The 19,353-nt window shown below is 52.6% G+C and carries 15 protein-coding genes and 1 riboswitch; of the genes, 7 read left to right on the plus strand and 8 right to left on the minus strand.

Going from position 1 to position 19,353, the window contains the following annotated elements; genetic code table 11:
• Positions 1-65: 65 nt before the first annotated feature.
• Entirely contained in the window at positions 66-917 is an 852-nt protein-coding gene (gene murI, locus FDW95_RS22350) for a glutamate racemase (RefSeq protein ID WP_115259740.1), read from the minus strand.
• Complete coding sequence (btuB, locus tag FDW95_RS22355; protein ID WP_115259741.1) at positions 862-2,700, minus strand: TonB-dependent vitamin B12 receptor BtuB; 1,839 nt, start codon at positions 2,698-2,700, stop codon at positions 862-864. Before btuB ends, murI begins: the two co-directional genes overlap by 56 nt.
• Before the next feature lie 64 nt (positions 2,701-2,764).
• Positions 2,765-2,961, minus strand: a riboswitch (cobalamin riboswitch).
• Between the two features lie 115 nt (positions 2,962-3,076).
• Between btuB and trmA the strand changes: the two genes are divergently transcribed.
• A complete protein-coding gene (trmA, locus tag FDW95_RS22360) occupies positions 3,077-4,177 on the plus strand; it encodes a tRNA (uridine(54)-C5)-methyltransferase TrmA (RefSeq protein ID WP_115259742.1) in 1,101 nt (366 codons plus the stop codon).
• Between the two features lie 46 nt (positions 4,178-4,223).
• Here the strand turns inward: trmA and FDW95_RS22365 are convergent, their stop codons facing one another.
• Positions 4,224-4,583 carry a YijD family membrane protein gene (locus tag FDW95_RS22365; protein ID WP_003825114.1) on the minus strand — a complete coding sequence of 120 codons (360 nt, stop codon included), beginning with the start codon at positions 4,581-4,583 and terminating at the stop codon, positions 4,224-4,226.
• Positions 4,584-4,598: 15 nt separating this feature from the next.
• A complete protein-coding gene (gene fabR, locus FDW95_RS22370; RefSeq protein ID WP_003028862.1) occupies positions 4,599-5,234 on the minus strand; it encodes an HTH-type transcriptional repressor FabR in 636 nt (211 codons plus the stop codon).
• A 191-nt stretch (positions 5,235-5,425) separates the two neighbouring features.
• On the opposite strand from fabR, the gene sthA reads away from it, so the two are divergent.
• Entirely contained in the window at positions 5,426-6,826 is a 1,401-nt protein-coding gene (gene sthA, locus FDW95_RS22375; protein WP_096758790.1) for a Si-specific NAD(P)(+) transhydrogenase, read from the plus strand.
• Here sthA and oxyR read toward each other — a convergent pair.
• The 4 genes from oxyR to argC all read right to left on the minus strand — a co-directional run bounded on the left by oxyR (position 6,809) and on the right by argC (position 11,288).
• Positions 6,809-7,726, minus strand: coding sequence for a DNA-binding transcriptional regulator OxyR (gene oxyR, locus FDW95_RS22380; RefSeq protein WP_115259743.1), 918 nt, complete (start codon positions 7,724-7,726; stop codon positions 6,809-6,811). The genes sthA and oxyR overlap by 18 nt on opposite strands.
• 292 nt (positions 7,727-8,018) lie before the next feature.
• Positions 8,019-9,392, minus strand: a complete 1,374-nt coding sequence (gene argH, locus FDW95_RS22385) for an argininosuccinate lyase (protein ID WP_096758792.1) — start codon at positions 9,390-9,392, stop codon at positions 8,019-8,021.
• Positions 9,393-9,499: 107 nt separating this feature from the next.
• A complete protein-coding gene (argB, locus tag FDW95_RS22390) occupies positions 9,500-10,276 on the minus strand; it encodes an acetylglutamate kinase (RefSeq protein WP_115259744.1) in 777 nt (258 codons plus the stop codon).
• Between the two features lie 7 nt (positions 10,277-10,283).
• Positions 10,284-11,288 (minus strand): N-acetyl-gamma-glutamyl-phosphate reductase, encoded by a 1,005-nt coding sequence (gene argC / locus FDW95_RS22395; protein WP_115259745.1) that lies wholly within the window; start codon positions 11,286-11,288, stop codon positions 10,284-10,286.
• 155 nt (positions 11,289-11,443) lie between these two features.
• Here argC and argE point away from each other — a divergent pair, with 155 nt between their 5' ends.
• The 5 genes from argE to fsa all read left to right on the plus strand — a co-directional run bounded on the left by argE (position 11,444) and on the right by fsa (position 19,345).
• Positions 11,444-12,622, plus strand: a complete 1,179-nt coding sequence (gene argE, locus FDW95_RS22400; protein WP_115259746.1) for an acetylornithine deacetylase — start codon at positions 11,444-11,446, stop codon at positions 12,620-12,622.
• A gap of 253 nt (positions 12,623-12,875) precedes the next feature.
• Entirely contained in the window at positions 12,876-15,527 is a 2,652-nt protein-coding gene (gene ppc / locus FDW95_RS22405) for a phosphoenolpyruvate carboxylase (protein WP_115259747.1), read from the plus strand.
• Positions 15,528-15,738: 211 nt separating this feature from the next.
• Complete coding sequence (locus tag FDW95_RS22410) at positions 15,739-17,472, plus strand: phosphoethanolamine transferase CptA (RefSeq protein WP_115259748.1); 1,734 nt, start codon at positions 15,739-15,741, stop codon at positions 17,470-17,472.
• A 90-nt stretch (positions 17,473-17,562) separates the two neighbouring features.
• Positions 17,563-18,414 carry an AraC family transcriptional regulator gene (locus FDW95_RS22415; RefSeq protein WP_115259749.1) on the plus strand — a complete coding sequence of 284 codons (852 nt, stop codon included), beginning with the start codon at positions 17,563-17,565 and terminating at the stop codon, positions 18,412-18,414.
• 268 nt (positions 18,415-18,682) lie between these two features.
• Positions 18,683-19,345 carry a fructose-6-phosphate aldolase gene (gene fsa / locus FDW95_RS22420; protein ID WP_115259750.1) on the plus strand — a complete coding sequence of 221 codons (663 nt, stop codon included), beginning with the start codon at positions 18,683-18,685 and terminating at the stop codon, positions 19,343-19,345.
• Positions 19,346-19,353: the final 8 nt, after the last annotated feature.

Below are 19,353 nucleotides of genomic sequence, written 5' to 3' on the forward strand. Positions count from 1 at the left end.
ATTTCAGGCTGACAAGGGGAAATTTAAAATAATTTTCCGAGTGCGCATTATTTCACCAAAACTGATTAAACTGCCAGTTTTTCGAGCGTTTTGAAGCCATAACGCTGGAGGACTGGCAGTAATTGTTCAGCTTCAGGCGTCATTGCCATACAAAAGGCAATATTCTCGTCAGCTGATTTTGCGTCAGGTGCTTCATGTTCTAACAACCAAGCCGTGCGACGCGCAATCGCGGCACCGGAATCCACCAGTCGCGTCCCTTCAGGTAGAACCTGTAAAAGTTCTTCCTGTAATAGAGGGAAATGCGTACATCCGAGAACAACCGTATCCGGCGGTTCCGACATCCGCAACCATGGTCGCAGAATGCGGCGCAACTCATCCAGAGGAACTGCTTCTCCGTGCAGCTTCGCTTCCGCCAGTTCCACCAACTCAGCGGAACCCAACATCGCGATCTGACACTCGTTCGCAAAGCGCGCAATCAACTCATGCGTATATGAACGCTTCACCGTCGCTCGCGTCGCCAGCAGCCCCACTACACCGTTAGCCGTAAGGCGCGCCGCCGGTTTAATTGCAGGTACCACGCCGACGACCGGGAAAGCGAACTTTTCGCGTAACGCAGGGAGTGACACCGTGCTGGCGGTATTGCAGGCGATAACAGCCAGTGAAAGGGGGTAGCGCTGCTGAACGGCAGTCACAATCTCAACAACACGCTCGACAATAAATTCCTCGCTCTTCTCTCCATAAGGAAAGGCAACGTTATCGAAAGCGTATATATAGTGGAGATCCGGCAAGAGGTTGCGGATCTCATTGTAGACCGACAACCCACCGACGCCGGAATCAAACACCAGCACGGTGGGACGTGGATCAGAAAGTGTAGCTGCCAGACAAGGTGTATTCCCGTCCTGCAGTTGGGTAGCCATAAACTGTCTCGTAATCTTTATCGAACAGGTTGGCGATTTTACCACGAACTGTCAGCTGTGAGGTGATCGGATATGACACCGCCAGATCCCACAAACTCACTCCACCCAATTTTACCGGCTGGTTAGTGACATAGTCCTTGTCATATCGTGTTCCCAGATATTGATACGTCAGGCCCCAGTCAAAATCATAGACCTGCCAATCGAGCTGATACTTCACCTGCTGTTTTGAACGGCGGGCCAGCGGCTTGTCCGTAATCGCATTACGCGCATCGACATAGTCATAGCTCAGCGTATGCGCCAGCGGACCCGTATCGAAACTCGCCGTCGCTTCAACGCCTTTAATCCGCACTTTCCCTTCGTTATAGTATTTCAGAGTGTGGGGGTCATAATCGATCATGTTATCGATATCGTTGCGATATCCTGACAAACGCCAGTTTATATCCGCCGTTAACCCTTCAAACGCCCCTTCCCACTGCTTGCTCTCTTCAGGATCAAGGTTTGCATTGCCATACATACCGTACAGCTGCCCCAGATTAGGTGCTTTATAAGAGGTGCCATAAGAAGCAATGAAACGATAGCCGTCAATGAACGCCCATCCGGCGCTGGTTTGCCATGTGCCATGCCGACCAAACTGGGAGTTGTCGTCACTGCGCGCCGCGCCTTCGAAGGTGAAGTCGCCAAGCTGTTGCAACCCGGTCAGATAAATACCGGTATTACGCTGATCGTAACCGTCCGTAACATACCCGGTGCCTGGCTCTGTGGTTTGCTTTTGCCAGTCGACGCCAGCGCCCACATTGCCGTGGCCAACCACCATACTGTTTGACCACTGCACGTTATATTGCTTCATCTCATCCAGGGTTGCCGAGGAGTCGTAGCGACCATAGTCCGGGTCATAGTTGTAGTCTTTGCTATGGCTGTAGCTGGAAACCAGTTGTGATTGGATTTGCTCGCCATTAAAGCGCAGTCCGGCATCCCAGCTTTGGCTATAGAGCTTACGGGTATCGACTAACGGCGTGCCTGGATAGTAGTAAGAATCATAATTGGTGCGGTTATCATAGCCATAGCCGCGCACAAACCCGCTCCAGGTGTCGGAGAAGTTATGTTCCAGTGCGCCGTACAGCGTCTTACTTAAAAAACCATCTTTATCGGGCTGCGCTTGCTCACCAGTGCTACCGTAGGCGACAACGTCAAAACCTTTGGTATAGGCATAATCCCCCATCAGCGTCACGCGCGTATTCTCACCGAGCTGTTGCTGCGTCGAGATGTCGTAATTCTGATAACCATTACTGCCCACACCGGCGGTCAATTCCGTCCCCGGTTTTTCTCGCGTGGTAATGATATTCACCACACCGCCGATCGCATCAGAACCATAAACAGCGGAACGCGGCCCACGAATGTATTCAATACGTTGCACCAGTGATACCGGGAACTGGCTGAGATCGGCGGCACCACTCACCCCAGCTAAATTCAGGCGCACGCCGTCAATCAGCACCAGTACATGGCTGGCGTTGGTCCCACGAATAGAAATAGACGAATTTTGTCCCATACCACCGTATTGCGCGATATCGACACCCGGCAGGCGGCGAAGAACGTCATTCACAGAGGTAGATTGCCAGCGATCGATTTCCTGGCGCGTAACAACGGTGATGGGAGCAAGCACTGCACTAAGGGGTTGCTGAAAACGGTTAGCCGTAACGACGAGAGTATCCGGGCTAGCATCCTGCGCCCAACCAGAAAATGCCGCGACGGAAAGTGCCGTCAGCAGCAATGATTTTTTGATCATTGTAAAGCATCCACAATATAAGAAGGATGCCGCAGGTCCCACCGATAGTACGCGATGATGAAAACCAGATGCGACGTTAGCCGGCAGGTCTTCGGGCTTGGAAGGTTATTCAATATAGCGAATAAAAAGAAATGAAGACTTCCCACCCAAAGGCAGTGTCTGCTTACGCTCTCATTTCACCTTTCCTTACCGCTGCGCGTCAGCTCCAGATTTACACTGGATTCCCTTTTAACTCACAGGACCGGAACGCGGATGCTACAGTTTGTTATTACCGACTGTCCAGACTGCGTATCACAATATTAGAAATCATCAATAACTGGACATCTACTGAGCAATCCCTACAATCCCCGCGTACTTTTATTTTTCAGGACGCATCATGACCCCCGAACACCTCCCGACAGAACAGTATGACGCGCAGCTAGCCGATAAAGTGGCTCGTTTACAGAGCTTAATGACGCCATTTACTGATCAGGCTCCGGAAGTGTTTCGCTCGCCGGTCAGTCATTACCGCATGCGCGCTGAATTCCGCCTGTGGCATGACGGTGACGACCTGTATCACATCATGTTTGAAAGCCAGACCAAAAGCCGTATTCGCGTCGACAGCTTTCCGGCAGCCAGCGAACTCATCAACACGCTGATGACAGCCATGATTGACGGCGTTCGTCACAATCACGTCCTGCGTCATAAATTGTTCCAGATTGATTACCTCACCACCATAAGCAATCAGGCGGTGGTATCCATGCTGTACCATAAAAAGTTAGATGACGAATGGCGTCAGGAAGCCGAAGCACTGCGGGATGCGCTACGCGCGCAAAACCTGAATGTGCATCTGATTGGCCGGGCGACCAAAACCAAAATCGCGTTGGATCAAGATTACATCGATGAACGTTTGCCGGTTGCGGGTAAAGAGATTATCTACCGCCAGGTTGAGAACAGCTTCACGCAGCCGAATGCCGCCATGAACATTCAGATGCTGGAATGGGCGATTGATGTCACCAAAGATTCGCAGGGCGACCTGCTTGAATTGTACTGTGGCAATGGCAACTTCTCGTTAGCGCTGGCGCAGAACTTCAACCGCGTACTGGCCACTGAAATCGCTAAACCGTCCGTGGCTGCCGCGCAGTACAATATTGCGGCTAACCATATTGATAACGTGCAAATTATTCGTATGGCTGCAGAAGAGTTTACTCAGGCGATGAACGGGGTGCGCGAGTTCAACCGTTTACAGGGCGTCGACCTGAAGAGTTACCAGTGTGAAACCATTTTTGTTGATCCACCGCGCAGCGGCCTGGACAGCGAAACAGAGAAGATGGTGCAGGCGTATCCGCGTATTCTGTACATCTCCTGCAACCCGGAGACACTGTGTAAGAACCTGGAAACGTTGAGCCAGACGCACAATGTGTCACGTCTGGCGCTGTTCGATCAGTTCCCGTATACGCACCACATGGAGTGCGGAGTATTACTGACCGCGAAGTGATTTTTTTGTAGGCCGGGAAAGCAAAGATACCCCCGGCCTACAAATACTATTCCGCAATTTCTTGCTTACGGTTACGCACCTTAAAGCCGATCCAGAACACCAGAATCACTGACAGGACCGCTGGGAAGAAGTTCGAGCCGATATCCGGGTATTCCGCGCGCACCACGGTGCTGTACAACAGAACGCCAAGAATAAAACAGGCCGCAGCCAGACCCGGCAGCCCCACAGGCATTGTGCGATTCTGGTAACGTTGATGCAGGCAGTAAACCGTCAGCACCAGCGAAATAATCGGGAATACAGAGAATGGCACAATGGAGCTAAACAGCGCCGCAAATGTACCATTGATCGATAAGCCAGCAACCAGCGCCAGCAGCAGCGTACCTTTATCTTGACCTGACTGTTTCATTGCTCGTCCTTCTCGTTACTCGGAGTGATGCGTCATCTTCTCTTGTTCACGGCGATACCAGTAAAATGCGCCTTTGGCAATCATGCGCAGTTGCAATACCAGCCGCTCTTCCAGTTGTCGACGCTGTTCGGCGCCAACATCCAGCGCTTCTGCCCCCGCACTGAAAACAATCGTCACCATGGCTTCGGCTTGTGCTTCAGTAAACGCACGAGGCATATGGTTTTCGAGTTCCAGATAGTCCGCAAGTTCCGCAATGAAATGCTGAATTTCGCGAGCCACGGCGGCACGAAACGCCGCGGAAGTACCAGACCGCTCGCGCAATAATAAACGGAAGGCGTTGGGATTGTTGCCGATGAACTCCATAAATGTTGAGACCGAGGTGCGGATCACACTGCCGCCCTTGGCGATACGCTGACGCGCCTGGCGCATCAACTGGCGTAGCATCAGGCCGCTCTCATCCACCATCGTCAGGCCGAGCTCATCCACATCGCGAAAATGGCGATAAAATGAGGTTGGCGCAATGCCCGCTTCACGAGCAACTTCACGTAAACTGAGGCTGGCAAAACTGCGCTCTGCACTCAATTGACTAAATGCGGCCTCAACCAGCGAACGCCGGGTTTTTTCTTTTTGTTGCGCTCTAACGCCCATCACGATGTCTGAATCCTTCCTTATACCTTGCTGGCACTATACCAGAGATTAGGCGGTTGGCATGGCTTTGTGAATGATTGTTTACGCGCAGTTTGTGCTTCGACTTCGCAAAAAAGCACAACGATAATTGGGTTATCCCGACAACGATGTTACTATTCTGTTGCTTTTATGTATAAGAACAGGTAAGCCTGACCATGTCACATTCCTACGATTACGATGCAATAGTAATAGGTTCCGGCCCCGGCGGCGAAGGCGCTGCAATGGGTCTGGTTAAGCAAGGCGCGCGCGTCGCCGTTATTGAGCGCTATCATAACGTCGGCGGTGGTTGTACCCACTGGGGCACCATCCCATCTAAAGCACTCCGCCACGCCGTCAGCCGTATCATTGAATTCAATCAGAACCCACTCTACAGCGACCATTCCCGGCTTCTTCGCTCTTCTTTTGCCGATATTCTTAACCATGCCGATAACGTCATTAATCAGCAAACGCGTATGCGGCAAGGATTTTACGAGCGAAACCACTGTGAAATTTTGCAGGGGAATGCCCGTTTTGTTGACGAACACACCCTCGCTCTGGAGTGCCATGACGGTACGGTGGAAACGCTCACGGCAGATAAATTTGTTATTGCCTGCGGTTCGCGTCCCTACCACCCAAATGATGTCGATTTTTCTCATCCGCGCGTTTACGACAGTGATTCTATACTCAGCCTGCACCATGAACCTCGCCACGTTCTGATCTATGGCGCGGGCGTCATTGGCTGTGAATATGCGTCGATCTTCCGGGGAATGGACGTCAAAGTTGATTTGATCAATACCCGTGACCGTCTGCTGGCGTTTCTTGATCAGGAGATGTCCGACTCGCTGTCTTATCACTTCTGGAACAGCGGCGTGGTGATTCGCCATAACGAAGAATACGAGAAAATTGAAGGCTGCGATGATGGCGTCATCATGCACCTGAAATCCGGAAAGAAACTAAAAGCCGACTGCCTGCTGTACGCCAACGGTCGTACCGGTAACACCGATTCATTAGCGCTGGAGAATATTGGCCTGAAGACGGACAGCCGCGGCCAGCTAAAAGTGAACAGCATGTACCAGACGGCGCTGCCGCATGTGTATGCCGTAGGGGATGTGATCGGTTATCCGAGCCTTGCTTCCGCAGCCTACGATCAAGGCCGTATCGCCGCCCAGGCGCTGGTCAAGGGTGAGGCCACCGCGCACTTGATCGAAGATATTCCGACAGGCATTTACACCATTCCCGAAATCAGCTCCGTCGGTAAAACTGAACAGCAACTGACGTCAATGAAAGTCCCTTACGAGGTTGGCCGCGCCCAGTTTAAACATCTGGCACGCGCACAAATCGTCGGGATGAGTGTCGGAACATTGAAGATTCTTTTCCATCGGGAGACCAAAGAGATTTTAGGGATCCACTGCTTTGGCGAACGCGCTGCCGAAATTATTCATATCGGTCAGGCAATAATGGAGCAAAAAGGTGGTGGTAACACCATCGAGTACTTCGTTAACACCACCTTTAACTACCCAACCATGGCGGAAGCCTATCGGGTAGCTGCACTGAACGGCTTAAACCGCCTGTTTTAACGTGTTGTCGAAATGGCCATCCATTGCACCACGGATGGCCTCTGCCAGCTGTTCATAACGGCTGCGCAGCGGCGAACCCGGACGGTACACCAGACCAATGGTACGACGCGGTTCTGGTTTAATGCACGGCACATAGACCACACCATCACGCTTACGCTCCGGTGGGACAGCCAGCGCGGGCAGTAAAGTAATCCCGCTGCCTGCTGCCACCATGTTACGCAACGTTTCCAGACTGGTTGCCCGGAAATGGGTGTCTTCATCAGCACCGGCTTCAAAACAAAAGCCCATCGCCTGGTCACGCAAACAGTGACCATCTTCGAGCATCAACAGTTTTTCACCTGCCAGATCGGACATCGGTACGCGGTCGCGATTTGCCCATGGGTGATCTTCATAGATCGCCAGCATCATCGGCTCATCAAACAGCGGTACCTCGATAAACGCTTCACTCTCTTTCACCAGCGCCAAAATCACACAGTCGAGTTTACCGCTGTCCAGTTGCGCCAGCAGCTGATGCGTTTGCGCCTCATGCAGGTACATTTCCAGTTTCGGGAAGGTCTGGTGCAACATAGGAATAATATGCGGCAGCAGGTAAGGTCCTACCGTTGGGATCAAACCAATATGTAGCGGGCCAGACATTGTCTCACCCTGTTGGCTTGCCATCTCCTTGAGCACTTTGACCTCGCGCAACACGGTGCGCGCCTGATCCACCAGCAGTAAACCCGCTTGAGTGAACAGCACTTTACGACTCGTCCGCTCCAGCAGCATAACGCCAAGCTCATCTTCGAGTTTGCGGATTTGCCCACTCAGCGTTGGCTGGCTGACGTGACAGGAGTCTGCCGCTCGTCGGAAGTGACGGTGTTCGGCAAGTGCTACCAGGTATTCAAGATCACGAATATTCATTATTCATCCTCCATTGCCACGATAGTTCGTAGCGATAGGTAGCATAGCAACGAACGATTATCCCTATCAAGCATTCTGTTTAATAATGCACCACAGAAACGGAACGGTACCCCTTTAACCCTTGAAGCTACTGTCCGTTCTCATACTCGAAATAACTAAAGCCAACGTGAACGTTTGCGGACCTCTGGTCCGCTTTTTTTTGCATAAAAAAGCCCGGCTTGATGCCAGGCTCAGATAACCATTTGCCGGATGGTGACGCGAGGGCGTTTACCGCCATCGGGCAAAACACACGTTACGCCAGGCGCGCCTTCGCGTAGTCGATCGCCTGCGCTACCTGCTGCGGTGAAACGCCCCCTTTCGCCACACGCTTATCGAGGCACGACTGTAGCGAGAGGATCGGGTACACGTCATCGCCAATCACGGCGCTGAATTTTTGCAAATCAGCCAGTGACAGTGCTTCCAGCGGTTTGCCCTGACGAATCGCCTCAACTACCGTTTCACCCACGATATGGTGTGCTTCACGGAACGGGACGCCTTTCGCCACCAGATAATCGGCCAGCTCCGTAGCGTTGGCATAGCCCTGCTGCGCGGCTTCCTGGCAACGTGGGCGTTTTACCTGAATACCGTCCAGCACCAGCGCCGCCATATGCAGGCAGTCCAGCCAGGTATCGAGTGCATCGAACAGCCCTTCTTTGTCTTCCTGCATATCCTTGTTATACGCCAGCGGCAGTCCTTTCAGCGTCATCATCATGCCAGTCAACGCACCTTGCACGCGGCCACATTTGCCACGAATCAGCTCTAATGCGTCCGGATTTTTCTTCTGCGGCATTAATGATGAACCGGAGGTTACGCGATCGGACAGTTCCACAAAACCGGCTTCCCCGGTATTAAAGAAAATCAGATCTTCAGCAAAGCGTGACAGGTGAACCATACCGATAGAGGCATCAGAGAGGAGCTCCAGCACATGGTCACGATCGGATACGCTGTCCAGACTATTGCGGGTCGCCGAGGCGAAACCCAGCCAGCCAGCCAATTGTTCGCGATCGATTTCATAGGCGGTACCCGCCAGTGCACCGCAGCCTAACGGGCTGACATCCAGACGCTTGAGTGTATCCTGCAGACGGCTCTCATCACGCGCCAGCATTTCAACATAGGCCAGACACCAATGAGCAAACGTCACCGGCTGGGCACGCTGCAGGTGGGTATAACCCGGCATGACGGCATCCTGATTATTCTCTGCTGTCACCACCAGCGCGCTTTGCAACTGACGGTTAGCAGACAACAATTCAAGCACCGTGTCTTTGCACCACAGTTTAAGATCGGTTGCTACCTGGTCATTACGGCTACGCCCGGTATGCAGTTTTTTACCCAACGGCCCGACTTTATCGATGAGCTTGCCTTCTACCCAACTGTGAATATCTTCCGCATCGCTTTGCAGGATCTGTTGCGGGTCGAGGCGTACTTCTTCCAGCAGAGTATTCAACGCCTCTTCCAATTGACATTGTTCATCAGCAGTCAACACACCGACCGTGACCAGCGCTTTGGACCAGGCCACAGAGCCGACGATATCCTGCTCGGCCAAGCGGTAGTCGAAGCGCAAAGAGTCGTTGAACTGTTTGAACCGCTGATCTGCTGCCTGTGTAAAACGCCCACCCCAAAGTGCCATAACGAATTTCCTTAATATGATATTTTGCCCGGTGGCGCTACGCTTACCGGGCCTACAAAACCCATGCAGGCCGGATAAGGCGACGCTGCCATCCGGCACAGTAATAGTTAAGCCAGAATACGCGTACCGATCGGCGTGCCGTTAAACAGCGCCGGGAGTTGTTCGGCATGACGCCAGGAAGCGATATCCACTGGACGTCCCAGCGTACGTGCCGCGTCCAGCGCCGCGTTCACCTTCACAATCATGCCATCGGTGATAATACCCTGCTCAATCAGCTGTTCTGCTTTGGCTGCGGTCATTTCGGCAATCCGCTGGCCTTTACCATCCAGAATACCGCTGACGCCAGACAACAGGATCAGATCCGCACCCAGCGTTGCCGCCAGCGCCGTCGCAGCCTGATCGGCATTGACGTTCATCAGTTGCCCTTCTTCCGTGACGCCTATCGAGCTGACGACCGGTAGAAAACCGTTTTCCAGTAGCGTGTTAATCAGCTTAGGAGAACCAGGCTGTGCCAGTCCAACATGACCTAACGCTACATCGAGCTGGGTCACTTTTACGCTGTCACCATCGCCAAGGTACAGACCAACAGCGTCAATATGGTGTTTCTTCGCCCACGCCAGCAGCGTTTTATTCGCCGTTCCGGCCAGGGCACCGGTAATGATGTCGATCTGGTCGGCTGGCGTCACGCGCAGACCATTTTTCTTTGTCACCGGCAAGTTGAGCCCTTTCATCAGCTCGTCAACCACGCAGCCGCCACCGTGCACAATGACCAGCGGACGCTGGTGCGACTCGCGATAATTGACCAGAGCGGTAAACAAACGCTCCAGCGCCTCTTCGCTATCCAGTAAAACGCCGCCCAGCTTGATAATTAATGGATTCATCATTGCACCCTTAAAGAAGAGACTGCGTTTCAGCAAAGCCGAAACGGATATTTGCGCACTGCATCGCCTGTGCGGCAGCGCCTTTCAATAAATTGTCTTCGGTTGCCACCACAATCAGGTGCTCGCCCTGAACGGCAAAACCGATATCGCAGAACGGTAAACCCACCACATTTTTCAGGGCCGGGACACCGTTGTCATACAGACGAACCAGCGGTTTATCACCATAGGCCTGCTGCAGTGCTTGCGCCACCTGCGCATGGGTCACGCCCGGCTTCAAACGACAGGTGATGGTTTCCAAAATTCCGCGCGGGAAGTTTCCCAGATGCGGAGTGAAAATCACGTCCGCCCCCAAATGTGTGGCGATTTCCGGCTGATGGCGGTGGGTAAATACACCATACGGTTGCAGGCTCACTTCACAGAAGCTGTTCGAGATGGCAGCTTTACGTCCTGCTCCGCTCACACCACTGGTGGCGTTAATTACCGGCCACTGGCTGAGATCAAGCAGATTGGCATCAATCAGAGGCTTAAGCGACAACTGCGCCGCCGTAGGATAGCAACCCGGTACGGCAATTAGATTCGCGTCTTTTAGTTTGCTTGCACTCCACTCCGCCAGCCCGTAGACCGCTTGCTCCAGCAGCTCAGGATGCTGATGAGTAAAGCCATAATACTTTTCATAGAAGGCGCCGTCGTTAACACGGAATGCACCAGAGAGGTCAAACACCACGCAGCCCGCTTCCAGAAACTGTGGCGCCAGGTCATGACTAACCTCATGGGCCGTCGCCAGAAACACAACGTCTACCCCTGCGCTAAACTCGCGGATATCCGACATGGGTTGCAACGGCAAATCAACAATGCCCTTTAACTGCGGATGTAAATCAGAGATTAATTTTCCTGCATCATTGCTTTGCGCTGAGACAGTCAAAGCGGTTATGTTCATATCAGGATGGCGATTTACATAGGTCACAAGCTCTGCACCAGCATAGCCACTGGCACCCACAATCAGCGTATTCAACATCGGGGCTGTTCACCTTCTTATATTCGGTTGCCAGGTATAAGCCTTTATCACCTCACCTTACACTTGGTGGGTTTTATTTCGCTCAACATTATTGTATTTTTATTCACAAATACTGCATGAATATTGATACTATCATGACCCGAGGTGTGTCAACAATGAAAAACAATTTACCGCCATTTATCGAGATTTACCGCGCTCTGATTGCCACACCATCGATCAGCGCCACCGAAGAAGCGCTCGATCAAAGTAATGCAGGTTTAATCACTCTGCTGGCGGATTGGTTCAAAGATTTAGGCTTCAGCGTTGAGGTACAACCGGTTCCCGGCACCCGTAATAAATTCAATATGCTGGCAAGTACAGGCACCGGTGCAGGCGGCCTGCTGCTCGCCGGTCATACCGACACCGTACCGTTTGACGACGGACGCTGGACGCGCGATCCGTTCACCCTGACCGAACATGACAACAAGCTCTACGGACTGGGTACGGCGGATATGAAAGGTTTCTTCGCGTTTATTCTCGATGCACTGCGTGATGTCGATGTGAAACAGCTGAAAAAGCCGCTCTACATCCTGGCCACCGCCGATGAAGAGACCAGTATGGCGGGCGCACGCTACTTCTCTGAAAATACGGCGATTCGCCCGGATTGCGCGATCATCGGTGAGCCAACATCCCTGCAGCCAATTCGCGCACACAAAGGCCATATCTCCACGGCGGTGCGCGTGCTCGGCCAGTCTGGCCATTCCAGCGATCCAGCGCGCGGCGTGAACGCCATTGAACTGATGCACGATGCCATCGGCCACATTATGCAGTTGCACGACTCGCTGAAAGCACGCTATCAGCACGATTCATTCACCGTGCCTTACCCGACGCTGAACCTCGGCAGCCTGCATGGTGGCGATGCCTCCAACCGTATTTGCGCCTGCTGCGAACTGCACATGGATATCCGCCCGTTGCCGGGAATGACGTTAAGCGACCTGAATGGCTTACTGACGGACGCGCTGGCCCCGGTGAGCGAACGCTGGCCTGGCCGACTGACGGTTTCCGAGCTGCACCCGCCGATCCCGGGTTACGAATGCCCGCCGGATCACCAACTGGTCGAGGTGGTGGAAAAACTGCTCGGCGAGAAAACCGACGTGGTGAACTACTGCACAGAAGCGCCGTTTATTCAGACGCTGTGCCCGACGCTAGTACTGGGACCAGGTTCCATTAATCAGGCACATCAACCAGATGAATATCTGGAAACACGCTTCATTAAGCCAACCCGCGAATTAATTACCCAGGTTGTGCATCATTTTTGCTGGCATTTACCGAACGTCGCCTTGCTAATCCTTTAGTGGTAAGCAAGGCGATTCTTTTAACATTTGCATAAGCAACGCTTATTTGACGCGATGTGAATTAAATAACGTAAATTCCCGCCATTTTTTCGTTTGCTGAACCGATTTCGCAGCAATTGACGTCAGGTGTTTTACGTGGCTTTATAAAAGACGACTAAAAAGTTAAGTCCGAAAGATTTCGCGTTGCAGCCAATGCCGCTGGGACGCGAAAGATACAGGACATATTCAAAACAGATGGGGTGTCTGGGATCATATGAACGAACAATATTCCGCGTTGCGTAGTAATGTCAGTATGCTCGGCAAAGTGCTGGGAGAAACCATCAAGGATGCGCTGGGAGAGAACATTCTCGATCGCGTAGAAACAATCCGTAAGCTGTCTAAATCATCCCGCGCTGGCAATGAAGCGAACCGTCAGGAACTGCTCACTACGCTGCAGAATCTGTCTAACGACGAGCTGCTGCCAGTTGCCCGTGCGTTTAGTCAGTTCCTGAACCTGGCCAATACCGCCGAACAGTACCACAGCATTTCGCCAAAAGGCGAAGCTGCCAGCAACCCGGAAGTGATTGCCCGAACCCTGCGTAAACTGAAAGACCAGCCTAACCTCGATGAAGCGACAATCAAAAAAGCCGTGGAATCGCTGTCTCTGGAGCTGGTCCTGACCGCACACCCAACCGAAATCACCCGCCGTACGTTGATTCATAAAATGGGTGAGGTTAACGCATGCCTCAAGCAGCTTGATAACAAAGACATCGTCGATTACGAACGCCACCAGTTGATGCGTCGCCTGCGCCAGCTAATCGCCCAATCATGGCACACGGATGAAATCCGTAAACTGCGTCCCAGCCCGGTTGATGAAGCCAAATGGGGCTTCGCCGTGGTTGAAAATAGCTTGTGGGAAGGTGTACCGAACTATCTGCGTGAACTGAATGAACAGCTGGAAGCGCATCTGAACTACAAGCTGCCCGTCGATTTTGTCCCAGTCCGATTCACCTCGTGGATGGGCGGTGACCGTGACGGTAACCCGAACGTAACGGCAGATATCACCCGCCACGTGCTGCTGCTCAGCCGCTGGAAAGCGACCGATCTGTTCCTGAAAGACATCCAGTTTCTGGTTTCTGAACTGTCGATGGTCGAAGCCACGCCTGAGCTATTAGCGCTGGTGGGTGAAGAAGGCGCGGCAGAACCTTATCGCCATCTGATGAAAATGCTCCGTTCGCGTCTGATGACGACCCAGGCCTGGCTGGAAGCGCGACTGAAAGGCGAAAAATTGCCGAAACCTGCAGGTCTGCTGACACAAAACGAGCAGCTATGGGAACCGCTGTACGCGTGTTATCAATCACTGCAAGCCTGCGGTATGGGCATCATCGCCAATGGCGAACTGCTCGATACCTTGCGCCGAGTGAAATGTTTTGGCGTCCCGCTGGTGCGTATCGATATTCGTCAGGAAAGCACCCGTCATACCGAAGCGCTGGGCGAACTGACCCGTTACCTGGGCATTGGCGACTACGAAAGCTGGTCAGAAGCAGACAAACAGGCCTTCCTGATCCGAGAACTGAACTCCAAACGTCCACTGCTGCCGCGCAGCTGGGAACCGAGTAACGATACCCGCGAAGTCCTCGATACCTGTCGGGTGATTGCCGAAGCACCTCATGGTTCTATTGCTGCCTACGTGATCTCGATGGCAAAAACACCGTCGGATGTGCTGGCCGTTCACCTGCTGCTGAAAGAAGCTGGCATTGGTTTTACCATGCCGGTAGCGCCGCTGTTTGAAACGCTGGACGACCTCAACAATGCTGACGATGTAATGACTCAGTTGTTGAATATCGACTGGTACCGCGGTCTGATTCAGGGCAAGCAGATGGTCATGATTGGCTACTCTGATTCCGCCAAAGACGCAGGCGTGATGGCGGCGTCCTGGGCGCAATATCAGGCGCAGGATGCGTTGATCAAAACCTGCGAAAAAGCCGGCATTGAACTGACGTTGTTCCACGGCCGGGGGGGTTCAATCGGCCGCGGCGGCGCTCCGGCCCATGCGGCACTGCTCTCACAACCACCTGGCAGCCTGAAAGGCGGACTGCGCGTCACTGAGCAGGGTGAGATGATCCGCTTCAAATACGGTCTGCCGGAAGTGACCATCAGCAGCCTGTCTCTGTACACCGCCGCGATCCTGGAAGCCAACCTGCTACCACCGCCGGAACCGAAAGACAGCTGGTGCCATATTATGGATGAGCTGTCAGATATCTCCTGCAAGCTGTACCGTGGCTACGTGCGTGAGAACAAAGACTTTGTACCTTACTTCCGCTCAGCAACTCCCGAGCAGGAACTGGGTAAATTACCGCTCGGCTCACGTCCAGCTAAGCGCCGTCCGACCGGTGGGGTAGAGTCTTTGCGTGCCATTCCATGGATCTTCGCCTGGACACAAAACCGCCTGATGCTCCCGGCCTGGCTGGGCGCAGGTACCGCACTGCAAAAAGTGGTTGAAGACGGTAAACAGAGCGAACTTGAAGCGATGTGCCGCGACTGGCCATTCTTCTCCACGCGCCTTGGCATGCTGGAAATGGTGTTCTCGAAAGCGGACCTGTGGCTGGCAGAATACTACGATCAGCGTCTGGTCAAAAAAGAGCTGTGGCCGTTAGGTGAAGAACTGCGCCACCGTCTGGAAGCCGACATCAACGTGGTACTGGCAATCGCCAACGACTCACATTTGATGGCCGACCTGCCGTGGATTGCCGAGTCAATTCAGTTAAGAAATATTTATACCGATCCGTTGAACGTGCTACAGGCTGAACTGTTACACCGTTCGCGTCTGGCAGAAGAACAAGGTGAAGCCCCCGATCCGCGCGTTGAACAAGCGCTGATGGTCACCATCGCCGGTGTCGCAGCGGGTATGCGTAATACCGGTTAAGTAAGCCCCCCCTGTCACCCTCGTGCAATTGCGCGGGGGTGACCTCAAAAACGCTTGTCATAACCGTTTCATTTCAAATATATTCTTGCCTTGATTCATTTATTTTATGAATGAATCATCAACGAAAAGCGATCTTAACGTCGCGACGCTTCAGATCTCCTTAAGATTTAGCCGCTACTCTTGGCGACACGATTAATGACAGGCTTACACTATGCAATCCTTACAACTCCAGACTAAACCCCCGTTTAGCTGGAAAGCCCTAGGTTGGGCACTTCTCTATTTTTGGTTTTTTTCTTCATTACTGCAGGCCATTATCTATTTTAGCGGTTATAGCGGATCGACCGGATTACGTGACTCATTATTATTTAGTTCGCTATGGTTGATCCCGGTATTCTTATTCCCTAATCGTATCCGTATTATTGCCGCCGTCATTGGCGTCGTGCTGTGGGCCGCGTCGCTCGCCGCACTGAGTTATTACGTCATTTACGGGCAGGAGTTCTCACAGAGCGTGCTGTACGTGATGTTTGAGACTAATGCCAACGAAGCCAGCGAATACTTAAGTCAGTATTTCAGCCTTAAAATTGTCTTCATCGCGCTGGCCTATACCGCCGTGGCGATTCTGCTGTGGACGCGCCTGCGCCCGGTTCATATTCCCTCCCCCTGGCGTTATCTGGTGTCGTTTGCGCTGTTATACGGTTTGATTCTGCACCCGATGACCGTCAATACGTTTATTAAGCATAAACCTGTCGAGCAAACGCTGAACGGTCTTGCTGCTCGTATGGAGCCCGCCGCACCGTGGCAGTTTATTTCTGGCTATTATCAGTATCGTCAACAACTAACCTCATTGAACAGTCTGCTGAATGAGAACAATGCGCTACCGCCACTGGCGCACTTTAAAGACAACTCTGGCGATGCTCCGCGCACGCTGGTGCTGGTGATTGGTGAGTCAACTCAGCGTGGGCGCATGAGCCTGTACGGCTATCCGCGTAAAACCACGCCGGAACTGGACGCGCTGCACAAATCCGATCCTAACCTGACCGTATTCAATAATGTTGTGACCTCTCGTCCTTACACTATTGAAATCCTGCAGCAAGCGCTGACCTTTGCTAACGAGAAGAACCCGGATTTATATCTGACACAGCCGTCGCTGATGAACATGATGAAGCAGGCGGGGTATAAGACCTTCTGGATCACTAACCAGCAAACCATGACCGCCCGTAACACCATGCTGACCGTATTTTCCAAGCAAACGGATAAGCAGTTCTATATGAACCAGCAGCGAACGCAAAGTGCGCGCGAATATGACAGCAACGTGCTGGCACCGTTTAAAGAAGTGCTGGCCGATCCGGCGCCGAAAAAATTCATCATCGTTCATCTGCTGGGAACACATATTAAGTACAAATTCCGCTATCCGGATGGTCAGGGGAAATTCGACAACAATATCGACCACGTTCCTGCAGGCCTGAGCAACGATGAGCTGGAAGCCTATAACGATTACGACAGCGCTAATATGTATAACGACCACATCATTGCCAGCCTGATTAACGACTACAAAGCCACCGATCCGAACGGCTTCCTGCTCTACTTCTCCGACCATGGCGAAGAGGTGTATGACACGCCGCCGCATAAAACGCAGGGGCGTAATGAAGACAACCCAACGCGTCATATGTACACGGTGCCGTTCCTGCTATGGACGTCTGAAAAATGGCAGGCTGCACACCCGCGTGACTTCTCACAAGATGTCGATCGTAAGTACAGCAGCTCTGAACTTATTCATACCTGGTCTGATTTAGCGGGCTTTACCTACGATGGATTCGACCCGACACGTGCCATTACCAACCCGCAGTTCAAAGAGACAACCCGCTGGATTGGTAATCCGTACAAGAAAAACGCCCTGATTGATTACGATACTCTGCCTTACGGCGATCAAATCGGTAATCAGTGATCGTTTACCGCCCCAGGCCACTCTTTTAGGGTGGCCTTTTTTTACCATCAACGTTACTGTGGCCCTGTCTGTTGCCAGCAAGGGATTCACATGTATCACGACGTCAGCCACCTTCTCTCCCGCCTGATTAACGGTCCCCTCCCGCTGCGGCAGGTGTGTTTCGCCAGCACCAACAGTTCAATGCCGGAATTAGCCTATCAGGTTGATTTTCCCCGTCTGGAAATTGTACTGGAAGGCGAGTTTGCTGATGTCAGCATCGGAAACAAACTTACCTCTGGTGATGTGCTGTACGTCCCGGCAGGTGGCTGGAATCTCCCGCAGTGGCACACGCCGGTCACCACGCTCAGCATCTTGTTCGGCAAACAGCAGTTAGGTTTCAGCATCGTTCAGTGGGATGGAAAACAATGTCAAAACCTCGCCAAACAACACGTTGCGCGGCGCGGACCGCGTATTGGCTCCTTCCTGCTGCAAACGCTACATGAGATGCAGATGCAGCCACAGGAGCAACAAACGGCCAGGCTGATCGTCGCCAGTCTGTTAAGCCACTGTCGCGATCTGCTGGGCAGCCAGATCCAGACCGCGTCGCGTAGTCAGGCGCTTTTCGACGCTATTCGCGACTATATCGACGAACGCTACGCCTCGCCGCTGACCCGCGAATCCGTCGCCCAGGCATTCTACATTTCACCGAATTACCTCTCACACCTGTTTCAGAAAACCGGGGCGATTGGTTTTAACGAGTATCTGAACCATACGCGACTGGAACACGCTAAGGCGCTGCTGAAGGGTTACGACCTGAAGGTGAAAGAAGTGGCACACTCCTGTGGATTTGTCGACAGTAACTACTTCTGTCGCCTGTTTCGTAAGAATACAGAGCGTTCTCCGTCAGAGTATCGTCGGCAATATCACAGCCAGTTAACGGAAAAAGAGGCACATCGGCAGTGAAGCCGTTGCGTAGCGACACAGACTGAGCACAAATCCATCATTTACTGGATTTTTGTAATATGCAAGAACCCTCAAAACTCTCTATACCCCAGAATAAACCCATAGATAATTAACATGTGATGTATCTCTCACTTTGACAGATACATTACATTTATCCAGTTTTTGGCAGATTTGTCAGATAGCGCACGACTGTAAAACGCTCTTATCCTGTACGCAGAACAGCATTCCGGCAACGGGCGGCTAACCGAATATTAAGAGGGTGTTTTGTATGGAACTGTACCTGGATACCGCCAACGTGGCGGAAGTTGAACGTCTGGCACGCATCTTCCCGATTGCTGGCGTCACTACCAACCCAAGCATCGTGGCGGCAAGTAAAGAGTCCATCTGGGAGGTACTGCCGCGTCTGCAAAAGGCAATGGGCAAAGACGGCATTCTGTTCGCGCAGACCATGAGCCGTGATGCGCAGGGGATGGTGGAAGAAGCTAAGCGCCTGAGCCTCGCCGTACCAGGTATCGTCGTTAAAATCCCGGTCACCGCCGAAGGTCTGGCGGCCATCAAGCAACTGAAAAAAGAAGGTATTACCACCTTAGGCACCGCCGTGTACAGCGCAGCGCAAGGACTGCTGGCCGCGCTGGCGGGAGCAAAATATGTCGCCCCTTATGTGAACCGTGTTGACGCCCAGGGCGGAGACGGTATCCGCACGGTACAGGAACTGCAAACATTGCTGGAGCTGCATGCGCCAAGCAGCATTGTGCTGGCAGCCAGCTTTAAAACGCCACGCCAGGCGCTGGATTGCTTACTGGCAGGATGTGAAGCAATCACCCTGCCATTAGATGTAGCGCAACAAATGCTCAATACCCCTGCGGTAGAGTCTGCAATAGAGAAGTTTGAGCAGGACTGGAACAACGCATTTGGTCGGATCACTCTTTAAGGAGATAA

This window comes from Citrobacter sp. wls718 (assembly GCF_005280945.1).
In the GTDB taxonomy this organism is placed as follows: domain Bacteria; phylum Pseudomonadota; class Gammaproteobacteria; order Enterobacterales; family Enterobacteriaceae; genus Citrobacter; species Citrobacter gillenii.

What these genes read in the sequence shown, in the direction of transcription:
- argH (WP_096758792.1), bottom strand. Translation starts at nt 9,392, where the DNA reads ATGGCACTTTGGGGTGGGCGTTTTACACAGGCAGCAGATCAGCGGTTC.
- FDW95_RS22410 (WP_115259748.1), top strand. Translation starts at nt 15,739, where the DNA reads ATGCAATCCTTACAACTCCAGACTAAACCCCCGTTTAGCTGGAAAGCC.
- oxyR (WP_115259743.1), bottom strand. Translation starts at nt 7,726, where the DNA reads ATGAATATTCGTGATCTTGAATACCTGGTAGCACTTGCCGAACACCGT.
- btuB (WP_115259741.1), bottom strand. Translation starts at nt 2,700, where the DNA reads ATGATCAAAAAATCATTGCTGCTGACGGCACTTTCCGTCGCGGCATTT.
- argB (WP_115259744.1), bottom strand. Translation starts at nt 10,276, where the DNA reads ATGATGAATCCATTAATTATCAAGCTGGGCGGCGTTTTACTGGATAGC.
- sthA (WP_096758790.1), top strand. Translation starts at nt 5,426, where the DNA reads ATGTCACATTCCTACGATTACGATGCAATAGTAATAGGTTCCGGCCCC.
- ppc (WP_115259747.1), top strand. Translation starts at nt 12,876, where the DNA reads ATGAACGAACAATATTCCGCGTTGCGTAGTAATGTCAGTATGCTCGGC.
- trmA (WP_115259742.1), top strand. Translation starts at nt 3,077, where the DNA reads ATGACCCCCGAACACCTCCCGACAGAACAGTATGACGCGCAGCTAGCC.
- fsa (WP_115259750.1), top strand. Translation starts at nt 18,683, where the DNA reads ATGGAACTGTACCTGGATACCGCCAACGTGGCGGAAGTTGAACGTCTG.
- argE (WP_115259746.1), top strand. Translation starts at nt 11,444, where the DNA reads ATGAAAAACAATTTACCGCCATTTATCGAGATTTACCGCGCTCTGATT.
- FDW95_RS22365 (WP_003825114.1), bottom strand. Translation starts at nt 4,583, where the DNA reads ATGAAACAGTCAGGTCAAGATAAAGGTACGCTGCTGCTGGCGCTGGTT.
- murI (WP_115259740.1), bottom strand. Translation starts at nt 917, where the DNA reads ATGGCTACCCAACTGCAGGACGGGAATACACCTTGTCTGGCAGCTACA.
- argC (WP_115259745.1), bottom strand. Translation starts at nt 11,288, where the DNA reads ATGTTGAATACGCTGATTGTGGGTGCCAGTGGCTATGCTGGTGCAGAG.
- FDW95_RS22415 (WP_115259749.1), top strand. Translation starts at nt 17,563, where the DNA reads ATGTATCACGACGTCAGCCACCTTCTCTCCCGCCTGATTAACGGTCCC.